The 16,519-nt window shown below is 46.6% G+C and carries 17 protein-coding genes; 11 read left to right on the top strand and 6 right to left on the bottom strand.

Annotated elements, in window-relative coordinates; all coding sequences use genetic code 11:
• Positions 1-516: 516 nt before the first annotated feature.
• Positions 517-1,545: an LLM class flavin-dependent oxidoreductase gene (locus QFZ81_RS30270; RefSeq protein WP_307438497.1), complete on the top strand. Its 1,029-nt coding sequence runs from the start codon at positions 517-519 to the stop codon at positions 1,543-1,545.
• Positions 1,546-1,553: 8 nt separating this feature from the next.
• On the opposite strand, the gene QFZ81_RS30265 is transcribed toward QFZ81_RS30270, so the two are convergent.
• Positions 1,554-1,862, bottom strand: a complete 309-nt coding sequence (locus QFZ81_RS30265) for a hypothetical protein (RefSeq protein WP_307438499.1) — start codon at positions 1,860-1,862, stop codon at positions 1,554-1,556.
• Between the two features lie 76 nt (positions 1,863-1,938).
• Here QFZ81_RS30265 and infC point away from each other — a divergent pair, with 76 nt between their 5' ends.
• Positions 1,939-2,424 (top strand): translation initiation factor IF-3, encoded by a 486-nt coding sequence (gene infC / locus QFZ81_RS30260; protein WP_307438501.1) that lies wholly within the window; start codon positions 1,939-1,941, stop codon positions 2,422-2,424.
• Positions 2,425-2,471: 47 nt separating this feature from the next.
• Here the strand turns inward: infC and QFZ81_RS30255 are convergent, their stop codons facing one another.
• Positions 2,472-3,254: a C39 family peptidase gene (locus QFZ81_RS30255; RefSeq protein WP_307605702.1), complete on the bottom strand. Its 783-nt coding sequence runs from the start codon at positions 3,252-3,254 to the stop codon at positions 2,472-2,474.
• 44 nt (positions 3,255-3,298) lie between these two features.
• On the opposite strand from QFZ81_RS30255, the gene QFZ81_RS30250 reads away from it, so the two are divergent.
• From QFZ81_RS30250 to QFZ81_RS30240, 3 genes are all read left to right on the top strand, one after another.
• A complete protein-coding gene (locus tag QFZ81_RS30250; protein ID WP_307438502.1) occupies positions 3,299-3,451 on the top strand; it encodes a hypothetical protein in 153 nt (50 codons plus the stop codon).
• Positions 3,452-3,548: 97 nt separating this feature from the next.
• On the top strand, positions 3,549-4,055 hold the full coding sequence (locus QFZ81_RS30245; protein WP_307438504.1) for a hypothetical protein: 507 nt from the start codon (positions 3,549-3,551) through the stop codon (positions 4,053-4,055).
• Positions 4,052-5,305, top strand: a complete 1,254-nt coding sequence (locus QFZ81_RS30240; protein ID WP_307438506.1) for a M48 family metallopeptidase — start codon at positions 4,052-4,054, stop codon at positions 5,303-5,305. The genes QFZ81_RS30245 and QFZ81_RS30240 overlap by 4 nt, the downstream gene beginning before the upstream one ends.
• 454 nt (positions 5,306-5,759) lie before the next feature.
• Here QFZ81_RS30240 and QFZ81_RS30235 read toward each other — a convergent pair whose 3' ends face one another.
• The 4 genes from QFZ81_RS30235 to QFZ81_RS30220 all read right to left on the bottom strand — a co-directional run bounded on the left by QFZ81_RS30235 (position 5,760) and on the right by QFZ81_RS30220 (position 10,724).
• A complete protein-coding gene (locus tag QFZ81_RS30235) occupies positions 5,760-6,908 on the bottom strand; it encodes a conserved virulence factor C family protein (RefSeq protein WP_307438508.1) in 1,149 nt (382 codons plus the stop codon).
• A 99-nt stretch (positions 6,909-7,007) separates the two neighbouring features.
• Complete coding sequence (locus tag QFZ81_RS30230) at positions 7,008-7,595, bottom strand: guanylate kinase (protein WP_307438510.1); 588 nt, start codon at positions 7,593-7,595, stop codon at positions 7,008-7,010.
• Between the two features lie 157 nt (positions 7,596-7,752).
• Positions 7,753-9,876, bottom strand: a complete 2,124-nt coding sequence (locus QFZ81_RS30225) for a DEAD/DEAH box helicase (protein WP_307605701.1) — start codon at positions 9,874-9,876, stop codon at positions 7,753-7,755.
• A gap of 161 nt (positions 9,877-10,037) precedes the next feature.
• Entirely contained in the window at positions 10,038-10,724 is a 687-nt protein-coding gene (locus tag QFZ81_RS30220) for a hypothetical protein (protein WP_307438515.1), read from the bottom strand.
• A gap of 278 nt (positions 10,725-11,002) precedes the next feature.
• Here QFZ81_RS30220 and coxB point away from each other — a divergent pair, with 278 nt between their 5' ends.
• The 6 genes from coxB to QFZ81_RS30190 all read left to right on the top strand — a co-directional run bounded on the left by coxB (position 11,003) and on the right by QFZ81_RS30190 (position 16,252).
• A complete protein-coding gene (gene coxB / locus QFZ81_RS30215) occupies positions 11,003-12,019 on the top strand; it encodes a cytochrome c oxidase subunit II (protein ID WP_307605700.1) in 1,017 nt (338 codons plus the stop codon).
• A gap of 27 nt (positions 12,020-12,046) precedes the next feature.
• On the top strand, positions 12,047-13,918 hold the full coding sequence (ctaD, locus tag QFZ81_RS30210; protein WP_307438519.1) for a cytochrome c oxidase subunit I: 1,872 nt from the start codon (positions 12,047-12,049) through the stop codon (positions 13,916-13,918).
• Positions 13,915-14,529, top strand: coding sequence for a cytochrome (ubi)quinol oxidase subunit III (locus tag QFZ81_RS30205; RefSeq protein WP_057304211.1), 615 nt, complete (start codon positions 13,915-13,917; stop codon positions 14,527-14,529). The genes ctaD and QFZ81_RS30205 overlap by 4 nt, the downstream gene beginning before the upstream one ends.
• 1 nt (position 14,530) lies before the next feature.
• Entirely contained in the window at positions 14,531-14,848 is a 318-nt protein-coding gene (locus QFZ81_RS30200; RefSeq protein ID WP_307438521.1) for a cytochrome C oxidase subunit IV family protein, read from the top strand.
• Positions 14,849-14,923: 75 nt separating this feature from the next.
• Positions 14,924-15,781 carry a cytochrome c oxidase assembly protein gene (locus QFZ81_RS30195; protein WP_307605699.1) on the top strand — a complete coding sequence of 286 codons (858 nt, stop codon included), beginning with the start codon at positions 14,924-14,926 and terminating at the stop codon, positions 15,779-15,781.
• A 9-nt stretch (positions 15,782-15,790) separates the two neighbouring features.
• The gene (locus QFZ81_RS30190) at positions 15,791-16,252 is read left to right on the top strand and encodes a DUF420 domain-containing protein (protein ID WP_307438525.1); all 462 of its coding nucleotides are present in this window, start codon (positions 15,791-15,793) and stop codon (positions 16,250-16,252) included.
• Positions 16,253-16,519: the final 267 nt, after the last annotated feature.

Raw genomic sequence — 16,519 nt, 5'->3', positions numbered from 1 at the left:
CGCTAGGTTCTTCGCTTACCGGCTACACAGCATGTTTGGTTACGGATATTGCTAGTCATGCGGAGCTATTGGCAGACAATGGTGTAGTTTCGAGACTGTCGATTCATTCAGGTATGCTCCTAACAACTGGTAGGCACTCTTCCTGGGCTAAAGTGGTTACTAATGTTGTAGTTATGAAGGGCGGGATTTAGGCCGCAATTGTTGCACATTCTACAACATCATTCAACCGAGAATAGAGATTCATTCATCCAGCAACCTCATATAAGCCTATATGAAGATGGATTCCGATTTTATAACGCCCAATTAAGATAAATGTGTATTGAAAAATTACTGTTTGGAAAAAAGTCTGGCATAAAATTTCCCTGTAACCATACACTTTTAGTAAGTAAGAGGAATTGATAAGTTAAAATTTCACAATCGGGGACAACGCCATTAGGGGTTTGTCCTTTTTCTTTTGTTGGTCGGACGTTGTATAATCAAGATCATCGGCAGATGACTCAGAAAGAAGGGATGACAATGCTGAAGTTAAGTATTCTTGATCAGTCACCGGTATCATCCGGGTGTACGCATAGCGAGGCTTTACAGCAAACAATTGGGTTGGCTCAGGTGGCCGACCGTCTAGGCTACACCCGATTCTGGGTGTCGGAGCATCATAACTCGGCAGGCCTTGCGGGCTCCTCGCCAGAGGTGCTTCTCTCCACGCTGGCTGCCCGCACTAGTCGTATTCGGCTCGGCTCCGGCGGCGTGCTGCTGCCCCATTACAGCCCCTACAAGGTCGCTGAGAATTTCCGTATGCTCGAGGCGCTCTATCCGGGGCGCATCGACCTTGGCATCGGGCGTGCGCCCGGAGGCACGCCGCATACGGCCAAAGCGCTGCGAGGCATCAGCGCTGATATGTTCGAAGGACTTGAGCGGTTCCCAGCGCAAGTCACGGATCTGCTCGGGTTCCTCGCCGACTCGGTGGAACCCGGGCACGTATTCGAGGGCATCCGCGCCACCCCTTTGGTGGACTCGATGCCCCAGGTGTGGCTGCTCGGCTCGACCGGGCAGAGCGGGGTATATGCCTCGCAAGCAGGCGCAGCGTTCTGCTTCGCGCACTTCATCAACGGAGCGGGAGGACAGCATGCGGTGCGCAGCTACCGCAGCTCGTTCCGACCGTCAGCGCTGAATGTCGTACCGCAGGCGACAGTGTGCATCTATGTGCTGTGCGCTGAGACGCAGGCGGAGGCCGAGGGGCTTGCGGCTTCGATTGATTTGCGCATCCTGCAAACGGAAAAAGGCGAATTCACAGGAGTGAAATCGCCCGAAGAAGCGGCTGACTATGTATACTCAGATTGGGATCATACAAGGGTAAGGGACAATCGATCCCGTATGATTATTGGTGATCCGAACCAGGTAAGGGAGCAGCTGCTGCTCCTAGCCGAAAGCTACCAAGTCGATGAAGTGATGGTCGTGACTGGAGGCTACCGCTTTGAGACGAGACTGCAGACGATTGAATTGTTGGCAGAAGCTTTTAAACTTGAGATGAGGCAGCATGCTTTTTAAGGAAACGGTTAACGGTTCTGACTCGGCCGCTTATCGATTTCTTGTGTGACGATATAGGCTAGCTCCTCGTTGCCGAATAGAGTTAGCACGCCTAGTACAGTATCATCAGGGACTTCACCAGCTTCTTCTTTGGAAACCGTTAAATCAAGGGCTTGCTGCAGCGATTCGTTATTAGGCTGGTCAGGATAGGCGCTATGATAAAGCGCAGCAGGATCCAAATCATGGTTGATACACCATTGTGCAAAAACGAGGATCATCATATGCTCTTCACGTTTGTAATTTTCGATCATTTGTTCTTCTAATTGTTTATTATTCATATTTGGTTAGACATCTCCTTAAACAACCTCTTCCTGGTGATGGGTTCATTATAGCGAAAGATTAGGTGTAATCACAATGATTAAGAATGAGAAAATCAAAGCATCCGAGGTTCATGTTACGGGACTGCTTGGTGAAGATCTGGGCGTTATGTCCACGAAGGAAGCACTACTGCTAGCAAAGCAGCTGAAAGTGGATTTAATCTGCACCTCGCTCATGAGCAGTCCTCCTCCCTGTAAGCTCATTGGAGCTGGTCAAGCGAAGCAAGAAGATCTGCAGGAAAAGCAGCAGGCCCGCAAGCGTGAGCAAGCTCCTAAGGTCAAGGAGCTCCGCTTAACGCCCCACATTGAAGATCATGACCTGGAGACGAAGCGGCTGCAAGCGGAGCGCATTCTGCAAGGCGGTGACGCTGTGCTGCTGGTCGTGAAGATTTCAGGCAAAGAAGGCGCGAAGGCGAAAGAATTGCTTGAGACGCTGACCAAAGATTTAAGCTCGTATGGACGTAAGCACACAGGCATACAGCTTAGCGGTAAGCAAGCGGCTGTGCAAATGGATCCCTTATAAAAAAAGCATGGACTACTCGGGATAGATCGAGCAGTTCATGCTTTCTTTTAATTAACTGTAATCGCTTGAGACCCCATCTGCTCCCAGACTGTTTTGAAATCAAATAAAGCATAGGATTCCTGCTTTCCGGTCATCGGATCGTTCATATAGGCGTAATCATCGTCCCAACCTGTTAAGAGTAAAGCGTGCTCGGGTTGATACCACTCGACTAGCTGACCCTCTTCATCCTGCCATTCCATCTCCAGATAAGGTATATCCATATGTTCCGTTGCCCAAATCATTGCTGGTTTTCCTTGGGAAATAATCGTGAGCAAATCTTTAAAGGCAATGCCAGACAAATCCCTAACATGGCCGGGTAACCATTGATCCAGCATGTCCGCGATCGGCCTATGATAAATACCATACCCTACCTCATAAGGGTTACCTACAAATACATTTTTGGGATTACTGCCAATTAATGCTCCGTCGTCATTCACATAGGGCAACTCACCTAAGGGGAGTGCATCAGCGACCTCCTCTTTGGATACTGGGACCCCAGCCCAGTTTAACAGCATCGTGGCCACGACTGCTTCGCATCCGTTCGGCAGCTCGGGCAGTTGCGATAGGGGAGGAACATTTTGCAACTGAAAATGATGTTTCATCTTGGGTTGAATGGTTGGTGCAGGGGCAGGTATTGATATTGGTATTGGTATTTGTTGTTCTGTACCATCTAGATGTGGTTTAGTGACGGATATAGGTAATACCTGCTCCAGGGCAGGAGATGTAGGCATAGCGTTTGCCAAACAAAAGATGCTGAATAAAACTAAAAAACAACAGGTCATTTTCTTCATTTCCCACGTCCAATCTGGTTATCTTCTCATTACAACATGGGAAAATGGAAAAATCAAATAAAGGGATCGGCTATCTATTTCTGCAAATTGAAAATGATCAAGCCAATACACATACAATGGCAACTCTGTCGCATAGTCTAGGAGAACGGATTATTGCCAAGAGCGTTGGTTTTTTAAGCCGACCGCTCATCGCTTGAATCAAAAAATGCTTGGCGTATATGTTCGTGAGGTATAAGCTCATAGAATAGGGTAAAATGGGAGCAAAGACTCGTTTAACGGATATAAGGGAGACTTATGAATAAACACGAGGATCAGAAAAAGGCGATGGAACAAGCTGCAATTGATATCTTTCTGGATTTATACAATGTGAACAATGAGGTTCCCTTACGTATGGTTCAGCAGCAAGAGAAGCCGGACGCGCTGCTTGAGGATGCGAGGGATAATCGAATAGGGTTAGAAGTCACCCATCTGTTCTACGATACCGAGGAAGCACGGCTTATGCTGTCGCGTTCCGAGCTGACTAAGCCTAGTGCCGAAGGAATAGATACGTTTATTAAGGTCATTAATGACCGCATTCAAAGTAAGGAACATAAATTAAAAGATTACTCTCATGATTATCCCTGCATGCTGCTTATTCGTAATCTATCCCTTTTGTTTGGGATGTCCGATATACTTGGCCGGAAGCGTAATCTGGTACTACCGCATGGACATTTCACCCAGGTGTGGCTCCTGTCTAGAGATTTCACACCAGACTGGTTATTGATTAACTTGAATGAAGTTGGTCGTGGAGGTATGAAATGAAGCGTTTCTACATAGGACTTGTTGCAGCTTTTGGTGTGTATGCGTTAACCTTGATCGTTTACTTCTTAAAAGGGGACTTGTTCCACATCCCATATGCACTAATTGGAACCATTGCAGACCCGCATACGTTCATGACCACAGAAGAAATTACAAAGGCCGAGTCCTTGTCACGTATACGCTCGCTAGCTTATTTCCTAAGCTCTCCATTGCAAATGGGGGTCTTGCTGGCACTGCTCGGAATTGCAGTAAGGTTTCGCCGTATGTCAGAAAGGTTATTCCGCGCCTCCTTCCTGCAGATGGTTGCTTTTGTGCTTTTTTTTACCTTACTTATGGACGTGCTCTTCCTGCCGATTGATTATTTTCTGTTCAAAGTCGATCAGGCTTATGGTTTGTCCACGGAAACACTAGCCTTGTTCTGGAGTGATCGTGGGAAAGATTTCCTCATTGACGTCTTGGGTACGATTGTTATCGTATGGATTTTCAGAGGGGTGTTAAAATGGCGTCCTGACCGTTGGTGGCTCTGGTTCTGGCTGGTATCTATTCCGCTTATTTTGTTCGTCACCTTCATCCAGCCCGTTGTGCTGGACCCGCTGTATCACGATTTTCAACCGCTTCAAAATCAAAAGCTAAAGGCACAAATTCTCCAGCTTGCTGCGCAATCACAGATCCCTGCGGATCAAGTATATGAAGTCAATATGTCTGAGCGGACTCATACAATTAATGCCTATGTGAACGGCATTGGAGGGAACGCCCGTATCGTTCTTTGGGATACGATACTAAAGAAGCTGCAGCCGGATGAGATTTTGACCGTGATGGCTCATGAAATGGGACATTACGCCGAGCGGCATATCTATCTAGGGATTGCTTATGGGATCGCACTTAGTTTTATCGGTTTCTGGCTTGCCTTTCATGCTTATCGTTTGTTTATTCGGCGTTGGGGTTCCTATTGGGGAATACGAGGGGAGAGCGATTTAGCTGCTCTGCCGATCCTGCTGCTTATTGTGACGATCATGAGTTTTGCCTCGGCGCCAGCGCAAAATGCTTTCTCGAGAGTCATCGAGCATCGAGCCGATGTCTATGCTATGAAAATGACCGGAGACGGCAGCGCCGCGATCCGCGCCTTTCAACACATAGCCCAAGAAAATCTCAGCCCCGTCACACAACCTAAGCTGGTTCAGTGGTTCCGCGGGTCGCATCCAACGATTTTGGAGCGGATTTTATATTTTGAGCAGTTTGAAGCTAAACGTTAGAGTAGAGTGGGAGTAAAAAGAGTGGTTCGTCGCATTCCCCTTCTTATATGTAAAAAAGCACTGAAGGCTTCCAGAATTTCTGGATAGCTTCCGTGCTTTTTTTCGAGGATTCTTTATACTTGCTCATAACTTCTACTCTTCCTACTCTTGTTAGGTTAAGTGAAATATGCATAATTAGTCGGTAAGTAACTATCTTTCCAAGCGTTTTGTTTGCTGTTTTTTTGAAGAAATGGAGCCTTAGGCAAGTTGTACTGCTTACAACAATTTCCTTGATTTCTTTTTGGGAAGTTAAGAATGTTGTATGTTCTACAACAATCTAGCAGTTTTATAGGCTATAGAGCTACTTTTGGCCGGATAAGCGAGCAAATGTTTCAGCATTAGTGGGTTTTGCATACCGCCATATAGCGTACACTGCGCGCTCAGGATTCGTGCGCGGTGAGAAACTTACCAAACGCTATTCGTTTCTACGGGTCATTTGCTGCCATACGGAGCCTTCGGCGGCGTGCCCACCTTCGATACGTTCGAGTGCGATTTTCACCTGCATGCGTACCTCGAATTCGGGGTCATCTACTGCTTGGTGCAGGGCACTGAGCACAGTGTTATCTCCCACTTCGTACAAGAAGCGCGCCGCGCGCCAGCGGACTAGCTTGTTGCGGTCTTTGAGGGCCTTCGCCATGGCTGGCATGGCGGCAGGGTCACCGATGTCGGACAGCGTATCGCCTGCGGTCCGCCGAACGGAAGGTGTATCGTCCTCGAGGGCACGATACAGGAAGGGCAGTACCTCGGGTTCCTTGATATCCCCGAGGTATACGGTTGCTAGTCGCCGAATCGACGTGTTCTCGTCCTGCAGGGCATGGACGAGAAGCGGCAGCGTCGTAAGCGACGGCTGGATCTTCTGAAGCGCGGCATAGCGCAGCTTCCAGTCGCTATGGCGCAGCTGTGCAAGGGCTGCGCTAGCATCCTCAACCCCCGCGGATTCCTCCGCGGGGGAAGTTTCTGAGGTCTCCCGCATCGCGAGGGAGACCAAGCTTTCGACGCGGGCGTCGTCGTAAGAAGCGTCCAGCTCCTGGACGACTTCGCCCGCGATGTCCGCGAGCTCGCCGTAGCGTACGCCGAGCTCCTCGAGCTTCCGCTCCTTAATCAGGTTCGGCGATGCCGTACCGGCGCGAACTGCCGCCTGAGTGAAGCGCTCCGGCATTCCTACGCGAACTTCTTCTGCGCCCGCGCGTACCCTCACCTGGAGCGGGATGCCACGAAACATCTGCACGAGGACTTGTGCCTCACCGAATGCGGCTTCAGCCGTGGGCTGCTGTTCCGGAGGCAGGCCTCCGTCTGCAGATGGCTGCGCTTCGCCGAAAATTTCACGGGCTCTGGCCAGAATGAACTGCCAGTCCCCCTTAGAAGTACGGTCTACGGCAATGAAGTCCGCTGCATGGAACACACTAATAACGCCTTGGACAGCCAGCAATTGTCCAATGTTTTCAGGTGCTTGCTTGCTGTTAGCTTTTGCATAGGTTTTTCGCACACCAGCAGGAAGCGACTCATCCATATTGAGCTTCATCGAATTCGGACTAGGTGTTGGTTCAATAGATATAATTTTCAAGTGGACAACTCCTTCATGAAGGCATCGTAGCCGTTAACTGTTACGTGAAAAGACCCGGACGAAGTTCCGTCCAGGCCTGTTATAGGCATTCACTGCCGCTTAATCCAAATCAACTAAATTGCGATTTAAGTAGTGATCCAACGTTTTTGTTAAATCAAACACCGTATGAGCTAAGTCAACATTCTCAAACACATGATCACATTCGTCACGGAAAGCTAATTCATCTTCGTAATAAGAGAGATACTTCGAAATGACTTCTTCCGAGTCTCCACTTTCTTTCATCCGTTGTTCAAGTTTATCCCGTCCGGCATGAATGAAGATAAGGACTACGTGATCTCCGTAAATCTTTTTGAGGGTTTCGGCGCCAAAGCGGTTCAAGATTAAATAAATACTGCCGCTAAGCTCGAACATGTGTTCAATATCTGCACTTTTGATACCATACAAATGGTCATTAACTGTACTAACCTCAATGAATTCACCGGCAGTTTGTGCTTTAACAAACTCGGCAGGAGAGATAAAGTGATAATCTTGACCATCTTCTTCGGAAGCCTTCGGAGGTCTGGTGGTGTAAGAGATGACCTGCTTCATGCCCAAAGTGGAGCCTGACATTTCCGCGACCGTCTTACGACCAGCACCGTGAGGACCGGTGAATACAAAAATCATTTCCTTGTCCTTTAATGCGTACATGGAACATACCTCCTTAATGGGAATTGTGGGGGGTAAATCCTACGTGCGTGCAACGGTATGAAACGATTTTTGATAAGTAGGATCACTTGCAGCCGTATTTATATTTTACAACGTTCGGGTTATTCGGTAAAGTCTTGCTTGGAAAGCGCTTTTTTTCCTAGCGCTTTCCGCCACGGCCACCACCGCGTGGTGCGCTGCCGCGGGATCCGCCTGATTGCCCGCCGCGAGGCGAGCTGGATCTGTCGCCACGAGGCGCTCCGCCACGTGCTCCGAAGCTATCACCGCGAGGTGCGCTACCTGCGCTACCGCGTGCCTGGCCGCCGCGTCCGCCGCCAGCTTGCCCGCCACGCGGCGCACTCGGTCTGTCGCCACGAGGCGCTCCGCCGCGAGCTCCAAAGCCTTCGCCACGAGGCGCTCCGCCGCGAGCTCCAAAGCCTTCGCCACGCGGTGCTCCGCCGCGAGCCCCAAAGCCCTCACCACGCGGTGCTGCTGCACCACGCGGTGCTGCTGCACCGCGAGCTCCGCGCTCCGCGCTGTCGCCACGGCCTTTGCCGCCGCGAGCTCCGCGCTCCGCGCTGTCGCCACGGCCTTTGCCGCCGCGAATCGTGCGTGACGCGCTTGCTGCATCGTCACGCCCCGTGCCGGCATACTTATTATATGGCGAATAAGACTTATCGCCATGAGGAGCAGAACGTCTGCGCTCCGTACCTTCACCGCGACCTTCGGTGCGCGGCGCGCGTTCGGCTGCGTCTCCGCCACTCCATGACTTGGTGACGCGTGCTTTAGCTGCATTCATGTTGTCACCGCGACCTGGTCCGGCATTCGTTGCGGCTGGTCGCTCTTTACTCTCAGCGCGTCCCCAAGTATTCGGATTGCGTTCCGAGTTGACCTTCGCAGGACGTGGACCTGTACGTGCACTTCCAGGCGTAGCGGTACGCGAACCGAATTTATCGCCTCTAGAAGATGAACTTTTCGTTCCATACTGAACGTTGTCTCGACCACCACGGCTAGCTTCGCGAGCGCCGGATCTTCCGCTGCGTCCGCCGCGCAGTTCCGCTGCGCCGTTTCTTTCATTACGGCCCCCGCGTGATTGCCCACCGCTGCTTCTGCGTGCGGAACCTCTGCCATCCGTGTCAACATATTCCTCAGAGTTGGAACGAACACGTCTTTGCTGTTGTTCCTGACTTCTCAAAGACATCCGAATCCCTTTTTCGATTAATTCAATGGTAGGCATATCTCGCTGTGTAGCAAAAGTCACAGCTACACCCGATTCCCCAGCACGGCCAGTTCGGCCAATACGGTGAATGTAGCTCTCGGCATCTTGCGGGACATCATAATTGAAAATATGAGTGACGCCTTCAACATCTAAGCCACGAGCTGCGATATCCGTTGCAACCAAAAGTTCGATTCGCCCGTCTCTGAAACGCTTCATGACTTGTTCGCGCTTCGCTTGAGACAAATCACCGTGAAGCTCATCCGACATTAAGCCAATTTCCTGCAAAACCTCATTTAGCGCTATAGCCTTAGCTTTCGTTCGACAGAAAATCATCGCTAGATATGGCTTATATTCTTTAATAGCTGCTATCAAAGCATCTTGTTTGTCTCGGTCTGTCGTCGGAATCAGAACTTGTTTAATTTCAGTCAAAGTCACTTGTTTACTTTGAATTTTAATTTCCTTAGCTTCTTTCATATAAGCTTTGGATAGGTTTACGACCTGCTCAGGCATAGTTGCAGAGAAGAGAAGCGTTTGACGATAAGGGGATGTTTGGGCAATGATATCCTTCACTTCATGAAGGAAGCCCATATGCAGCATTTGATCGGCTTCATCTAATACAAGTATTTTCAATTTATAGAAGTTGATAGAACCGCGGCGAAGGTGATCGAGCAATCTTCCCGGTGTTCCTACTACTATATGTATGTTACCTTGCAGCTTTCTAAGCTGCTTTTCTACATCTTGCCCGCCATATGCAGCCAAAACCTTTGCGCCTGTAACAGGGACAAGGATTTTCAGCTCATTGCTAATTTGAATAGCTAATTCACGTGTCGGTGTCAATATAAGTGCTTGGACATCTGGGCTCTCTACATCAATTGTTTCTAATATAGGAAGTACGAAGGCAAGGGTTTTACCTGTACCTGTTTGTGCTTGTGCGATAACATCTGTACCTTTTAATAAAACAGGAATCGCTTCTTTTTGAATGGGGGTCGGTTCTACGACTCCTCCAGATTGTAAAACGTTAACGAGACTTTCTCTAATACCTAATGAGGCAAATCCATTTGACATGGTAAATTGGCCAGCTCCCTTTTTTCTACTTACTTGTTAAAGACGATTCCCTCATTGTACAGGAATGCCAGACAAATGAAAACAGGAGCCGACCAACAAGCAGTAATTACTACCTTATATATAGAAGGAATTTTCGTTAATTCATGTAATTTGCTTCTACATCAGTCTTCAGGCAACACTTGCGCTGTACCGAAAATGCGAGTAACCGTTTGATTGAAATCCGTTAATAACGGCATCAGTGAATGGCCCTTCCAGCTTTCTTGGGCGTAGTTGTTCATTTTATTAAGGAAATCACGGTTTGCCGAAATGTAGACATCCATAATGTTAGGTTGCAGCGTACGAATTTTCTCGGCCATGGCTTGTTTAAATCGATGAGAAAGCATATCGTGGTGAACGGCAGTTTCATAACTATTGTAGCCATTGTTTAAATCATTGGACGGCATGTAGTCATTAAATGGCGCATTATCGTTATAAAAACCTTTGTTAGTCCCCTGGTTATTCGTCTCTCTGGTGGTACCCTTGGTACCTGTAGCACTGCTATCAATCATTAGAGCGACGTAGGCATTCTGATCCGTGGTCATCACGATGGCTGTATTAACTCCATTCATGGCATGTAATTGATTGGAAAGAAATTGGCTGTATTCCAGCTTTGCATTGTTGTGTGTTACTGAACCATAGAGCTGTTGGGTTTGATAAGCTCTTTCGGTTTCCTCTGTTTTTTCGACAGGGGCGCCAAAATTCGTGTGGTCGGGACTTTTTCCATATTCTCTTCCTTTCTCTGCACAACCGGATAATGTCAGCAGGAGGAATATCATTCCACAAATCGGAAAACCTAACTTCCTGAGCATCAAAAGAGACCTCCCATATAGATTGTAATGTTTATAGGATGGGATGTTTCTGCGCTTTTATTCGTGTTCACAAATAAAGGCTTTTATGCATAAAGAGGCGGGTGTATGGAAATACCCATGGAGGGAAAATATATCGCTACAGAGCGGTTTAAGAACAATTTGTGAACTTCCCTCCAGCGATTGACAAAAACTTTTCACGAATTTATAGTTAATAAAGTGAATTGACATGGGCATGGCCTTCGTGGTAAAAATATTGTTTTAAAAGTGGGGTTGATACAATGAGTCGATTGAAAAAGTTATGGCGTCTGGTGCCCCTTTTAGCGGCAATGACGTTCTTGCTAACCGGGTGTGGAGACCCAACCTTGTCTGCTTTAATGCCAAAAGGTCCTGTGGCAACCGAGCAGCTTTATTTAATGAAATTAAGTCTCTTTATCATGGTTTTTGTCGTAATTGTCGTATTTGCAATTTATGTGTATGTGTTAATTCGCTTTCGTAAGCGTGAAGGTGATAATAGCGTACCTAAGCAAGTTGAAGGTAGCCACGTGCTTGAGATTATCTGGACAGTCGTTCCGATTCTCCTTCTGTTAGTACTTGCGGTGCCAACAGTGTCCTACACATTTAAGCATTCAACGAATTACAATAAGGACAAAGCTGCGGTTCATGTCAAAGTAACTGCGCATCAATTCTGGTGGCAGTTTGAATATCCCGATTTAGGCATCGCTACAGCTCAAGAGCTTGTCGTACCTAAGGATAAAATTATTGCATTCGATCTTGTTTCAGCTGACGTGTCTCATGCCTTCTGGGTACCATCCCTAGGTGGTAAAGTGGATACAAATCCAGGTATCCATAATACGCTTTATCTTCAAGCTGACGAAATTGCAACCTTCCAAGGAAGATGTACAGAGCTTTGCGGAGCCTCGCATGCCTTGATGAACTTTACCGTTCAAGCGAAGTCCGAAGCCGATTTCAACGCGTGGGTAGCGAAAATGAAAGCTCCTACTAGTGTGCCGGCAACTGCGCAAAAAGGTGAAGAGCTTTTCAAAGAAAATTGTATGTCTTGTCACGCTGTTAATGCGAACGGTCCTGGTGTTGCTCCTAACCTTAAAGGTTTCGCTGATCGCGATACGCTCGCTGGTATTCTGGAACACACTCCTGAGAAAATGGCGTTGTGGATACATAATCCGCAAGAACAAAAACCGGGCAACAAAATGCCGGCTTTTGGTAAAGAAGCAGGCGGCAAGCTTGATGACGGTCAAATTAAAGATATTGTTCAGTACTTACAGACTTTGAAATAAACTTCTCAGTTAAAGGAGGTTAATACGTTGGCTCACTCTCATCCAGTAAAGAAATACAGCGGTTTGATGGATTGGCTTACAACAGTCGATCACAAAAAAATCGGTATCCTGTACTTAATAGCGGGCGGCTTCTTCTTCCTCGTAGGAGGACTTGAAGCCATCTTGATTCGGATTCAACTCGCTTTTCCCGATCAGCATATTTTTATCGGCGATTCATTTAACCAATTAACGACGATGCACGGAACAACGATGATTTTCTTTGCGGCTATGCCGGTTATCTTCGCATTCATGAATGCCATCGTTCCTCTACAAATTGGTGCAAGGGACGTTGCGTTCCCTTTCGTTAACGCACTTGGTCTTTGGTTGTTCATCGCAGGTGGCGTACTGATGAACACAAGTTGGTTCTTGGGTGGAGCACCTGATGCTGGTTGGACGGGGTATGCTCCATTATCCTCGATAACGGACACCAGTTGGGGACAAACACTTGAAAACAACCTTCAAGGTACTGATTTCTACGTACTAGGACTACAAATTGCTGGTATTGGTACTCTAATCGGGGGGATTAATTTCCTCGTTACGATTATCAACATGCGTGCACCTGGTCTTACGTATATGCGTATGCCAATGTTCACGTGGTCTGCTTTCGTTACTTCTGGTTTGATCGTTCTTGCATTCCCTGCGATTACGGTTGCCCTTGTTGAACTAATGTTTGACCGTATCTTTGGCGGTGCATTCTTCGATGCAGCCAGAGGCGGTAACAACGTTTTATGGGAGCATTTATTCTGGATTTTCGGGCATCCCGAAGTTTACATTCTGATTCTTCCTGCATTTGGTATTATTTCTGAGATCGTTTCGACTTTCTCGAAAAAACGTCTTTTCGGATACAGCTCCATGGTATTTGCAACAGTTTTGATTGGTTTCCTAGGCTTCATGGTTTGGGTTCACCATATGTTTACATCAGGTTTAGGTCCAGTTGCTAACTCTATCTTCGCGATTGCTACAATGGCGATTGCAGTTCCAACTGGCGTAAAGATCTTTAACTGGTTATTCACACTTTGGGGCGGACAAATTCGCTTCACAACAGCAAATATTTTCGCAACAGCCTTTATCCCAACATTCGTAATGGGTGGAACAACGGGGGTTATGCTTGCGATTCCAGCAGCAGACTTCCAGTATCATGATACGTATTTCGTTGTCGCACACTTTCACTATGTTATCGTTGGTGGTCTAGTGCTTGGTTTGTTCGCGGGTCTTTACTACTGGTGGCCAAAAATGTTTGGACGTATGTTGAACGAAGGAATGGGTAAACTGCATTTCTGGTTGTTCTTCATTGGCTTCCATTTGACATTCTTCCCTCAGCATTTCTTGGGACTCATGGGAATGCCGCGTCGTGTCTTTACCTACCAACCCGGATATGATCTCGAAGTAGGTAACTTAGTATCAACGGTAGGCGCGTTCTTGATGGGTATCGGTACATTGGTATTCCTGATCAACATTATTGCAACACAAAGAAAACCAGTTACGGCTCCTGCAGATCCATGGGATGGACGTACATTGGAGTGGGCGATTCCTTCACCTGCACCTGAGTATAACTTCAAACAAACGCCGCTTGTTCGCGGTTTAGATGCACTTTGGAAAGAAAAAATGGCTGGTAATAAAGAGATGACTCCGGCAGAACCTGTAGGTTCGATTCATATGCCTTCCTCATCCATATTACCGCTTGTTATGTCCGTTGGTTTGTTCATTGCAGGATTTGGTTTTATGTACAAAAACTACTATGTAGCTGCCGCGGGTATCATTGTTACATTTATTGCAATGTTCTTACGTTCCGTATACGACGATCATGGTTGGCATATTGAACCGGAAGAGCTTGAAGACGACAAGGGGGTAAAGGCATGAGTACTCATCATACGGGCGCACTGCCTGCTAATCCGGAAACGGCTACCCTCGAAGGGAAAAATAAAGTTCTCGGATTTTGGTTGTTCCTCGGTGCTGAAGTTGTGTTGTTCGGTTGTTTATTCGCAACCTACATCGCACTTCGGAACTCTGTTCCAGACGGTCCTACAGCGGATGAACTTTTCAAACTCAAAACAGTGGGTTGGTCTACATTCATCCTCTTAACAAGTAGCTTAACGAGTGTGTTCGCGATCATTGCGATGCACAAACAAAAGCTGGGACAATTGTTATTTTGGCTGGCAGTTACTGTATTGTTTGGTCTTTCGTTCTTGGGTATGGAGATTTACGAGTTTTTTGAATATGTTCATGAAGGACATAAATTTACAACAAGTGCTTTCTCGACCTCATTTTATACCTTGGTCGGATTCCACGGAGCTCACGTAGCGTTCGGTGTTTGCTGGATTACACTGTTGATTTTGCAAGGACTCAAAAAAGGTCTTACGGTTGTTACAGCACCTAAGTTTTATGTAGCAGCCTTGTATTGGCACTTTATTGACTTAGTCTGGGTATTTATCTTCACAGTCGTTTATCTGATGGGGAAGGTGGGTCACTAAGATGAGCAGCAATTCTCATGATACACACGCACCTAGCAAACGAGTAAAGCATGAATCACCATTGAACCACTACTTGTCTTACATTATTTCGATTCTTCTCACGATGTTGGCTTTCGCTGTCGTTCTTTACGGAGACTTGGATCGTTCCTTTATTTTAATCTTCATCGTATCCTTGGGTATTGTGCAAGCTTTAGTCCAACTTCTGTTCTGGATGCATGCCAAAGAAAGAGGACACTTATTCCCACTTATTTTTTTGGGTGCAGGAGCTTTCGTTGCTCTCACCGGTGTTATTACAGCAGTATATTGGATGTGGTGGTAAGAAAGCAGGAAGAGGCAACTTTGTCTAGACAAAGTGCCTCCTCTTTTTTTAATTGAAAGGAGATAGAGATTAGCTATGAGCCAAATTGGTGGATTTTTCGATTTGTGGAATCCTGTTATACTGTTGGTGGTCGTCGTTGTCGGATATGTCTATAGTCGATTTGTCGCTAAGGGGAATGGGAATTTCGCAGATGCCGAGCCAGTTTCGGATAAACAGAAGCTATATTTCTTTACAGGGCTTGTCCTGTTCTACATTGGACAAGGAAGTCCGATTAACTACATCGGACATCATTACTTGTTTAGTGTTCATATGCTGCAGCAAACGATTCTCTATTTAATTGTTCCTATATTTATATGGCTAGGTACGCCTGCTTGGGTGCTCCGTCTTTTCATGCAAAATCGAGTCTTCCGCGGTACATTTTCATTTTTCGCACGTCCGCTGATTGCGCTATTTTTGTTCAATATGCTCTTCTCCATCTATCACATGCCTTTTATTATGGACGGTTTGATGAAGAATGATGTGTTACTTGTAAGTTATCATACGGTGCTTCTGATTACTGCGTTCATGATGTGGTTCCCTGTATTTTGTCCACTTCCGGAGCTGAATCGCCTGAATGACCTAAAGAAATTAGCGTATATTTTCGGCAATGGTATGTTGTTGACACCCGCCTGCGCGCTTATCATATTTGCAGATTCGATCATTTATGATATGTATTCGAACGTTACTGTGCCTTTCACTCATTTGTCTCCACTGGATGATCAACAGCTCGGCGGTGTTCTTATGAAAATCATTCAAGAAGTCGTATATGGATCTACACTTGCCTATATTTTCTTTAGATGGTACCGTAGAGAGCGTAAGGAAGAAGACGATATGGATCTTGTTGAGACACAAGAGAGCTTGAATAACCAGGGCGGGAATTGGAATCGCGCTTAGAAAGGATTTATGGAGATGCACATTTTACCAACTATTTCTACGATGTTTATCGTTATCAGTGCCATATTTGTTGGTTTCGGCTGGTATCATATTGTAAGAGGGAATCGGGAAACGCATCAAAAGCTGATGGTACTTGGAGCAATCTTCGCTCTAGCGTTTTTTATCATCTACATGTCCCGTACCTTGTTTGAAGGAAACACGGCATTTGGCGGGCCTGAGAGTCTGAAGCTGCCGTATCACTTATTCTTGTTCTTCCATATTACGCTGGCAACGGTGGGTGGAGTGCTAGGTCTAATCACCTTATGGTTTGCTTACAAAAACAAGTTTCTAAAACATAAAAAAATCGGACGAGTCGCCGCGATTGTATGGCTGCTTACGGCGCCTACAGGCGTAATGGTGTATGTTTTGCTGTATTTGATGTATCCAGGTGGGACGACGAAGCCAGTTATTGATGCGATTTTTGGTTTGTAAGGAGAAGCTGAATGTGTGAGTATAGCTCACAACATTTGGCTTTTTTTGTTTTGTGAAATGTATAAGAAATCAGTGAATTATTGAAGAAAAAAATCTGTGAATAAAGATATTATTCACGGACGGCTTTTTTATATGGTTGCAGTACGTAAAAAGCAAAGTTTTGTTATAAATTTTGATGTTTCCTTCAATGTAAGCGATTACATAAAATTCTATACTATCCTTAATGGCTGATGATCAGAAATCAACAGCCAATGAAATGGGTTTCAT

Origin of the sequence: Paenibacillus sp. V4I9 (assembly GCF_030817295.1) — a bacterium.
In the GTDB taxonomy this organism is placed as follows: Bacteria; Bacillota; Bacilli; order Paenibacillales; family NBRC-103111; genus Paenibacillus_E.
The sequence above is the reverse complement of the archived record's forward strand: the minus strand, read 5'-3'. Positions and strand labels throughout refer to the sequence as shown.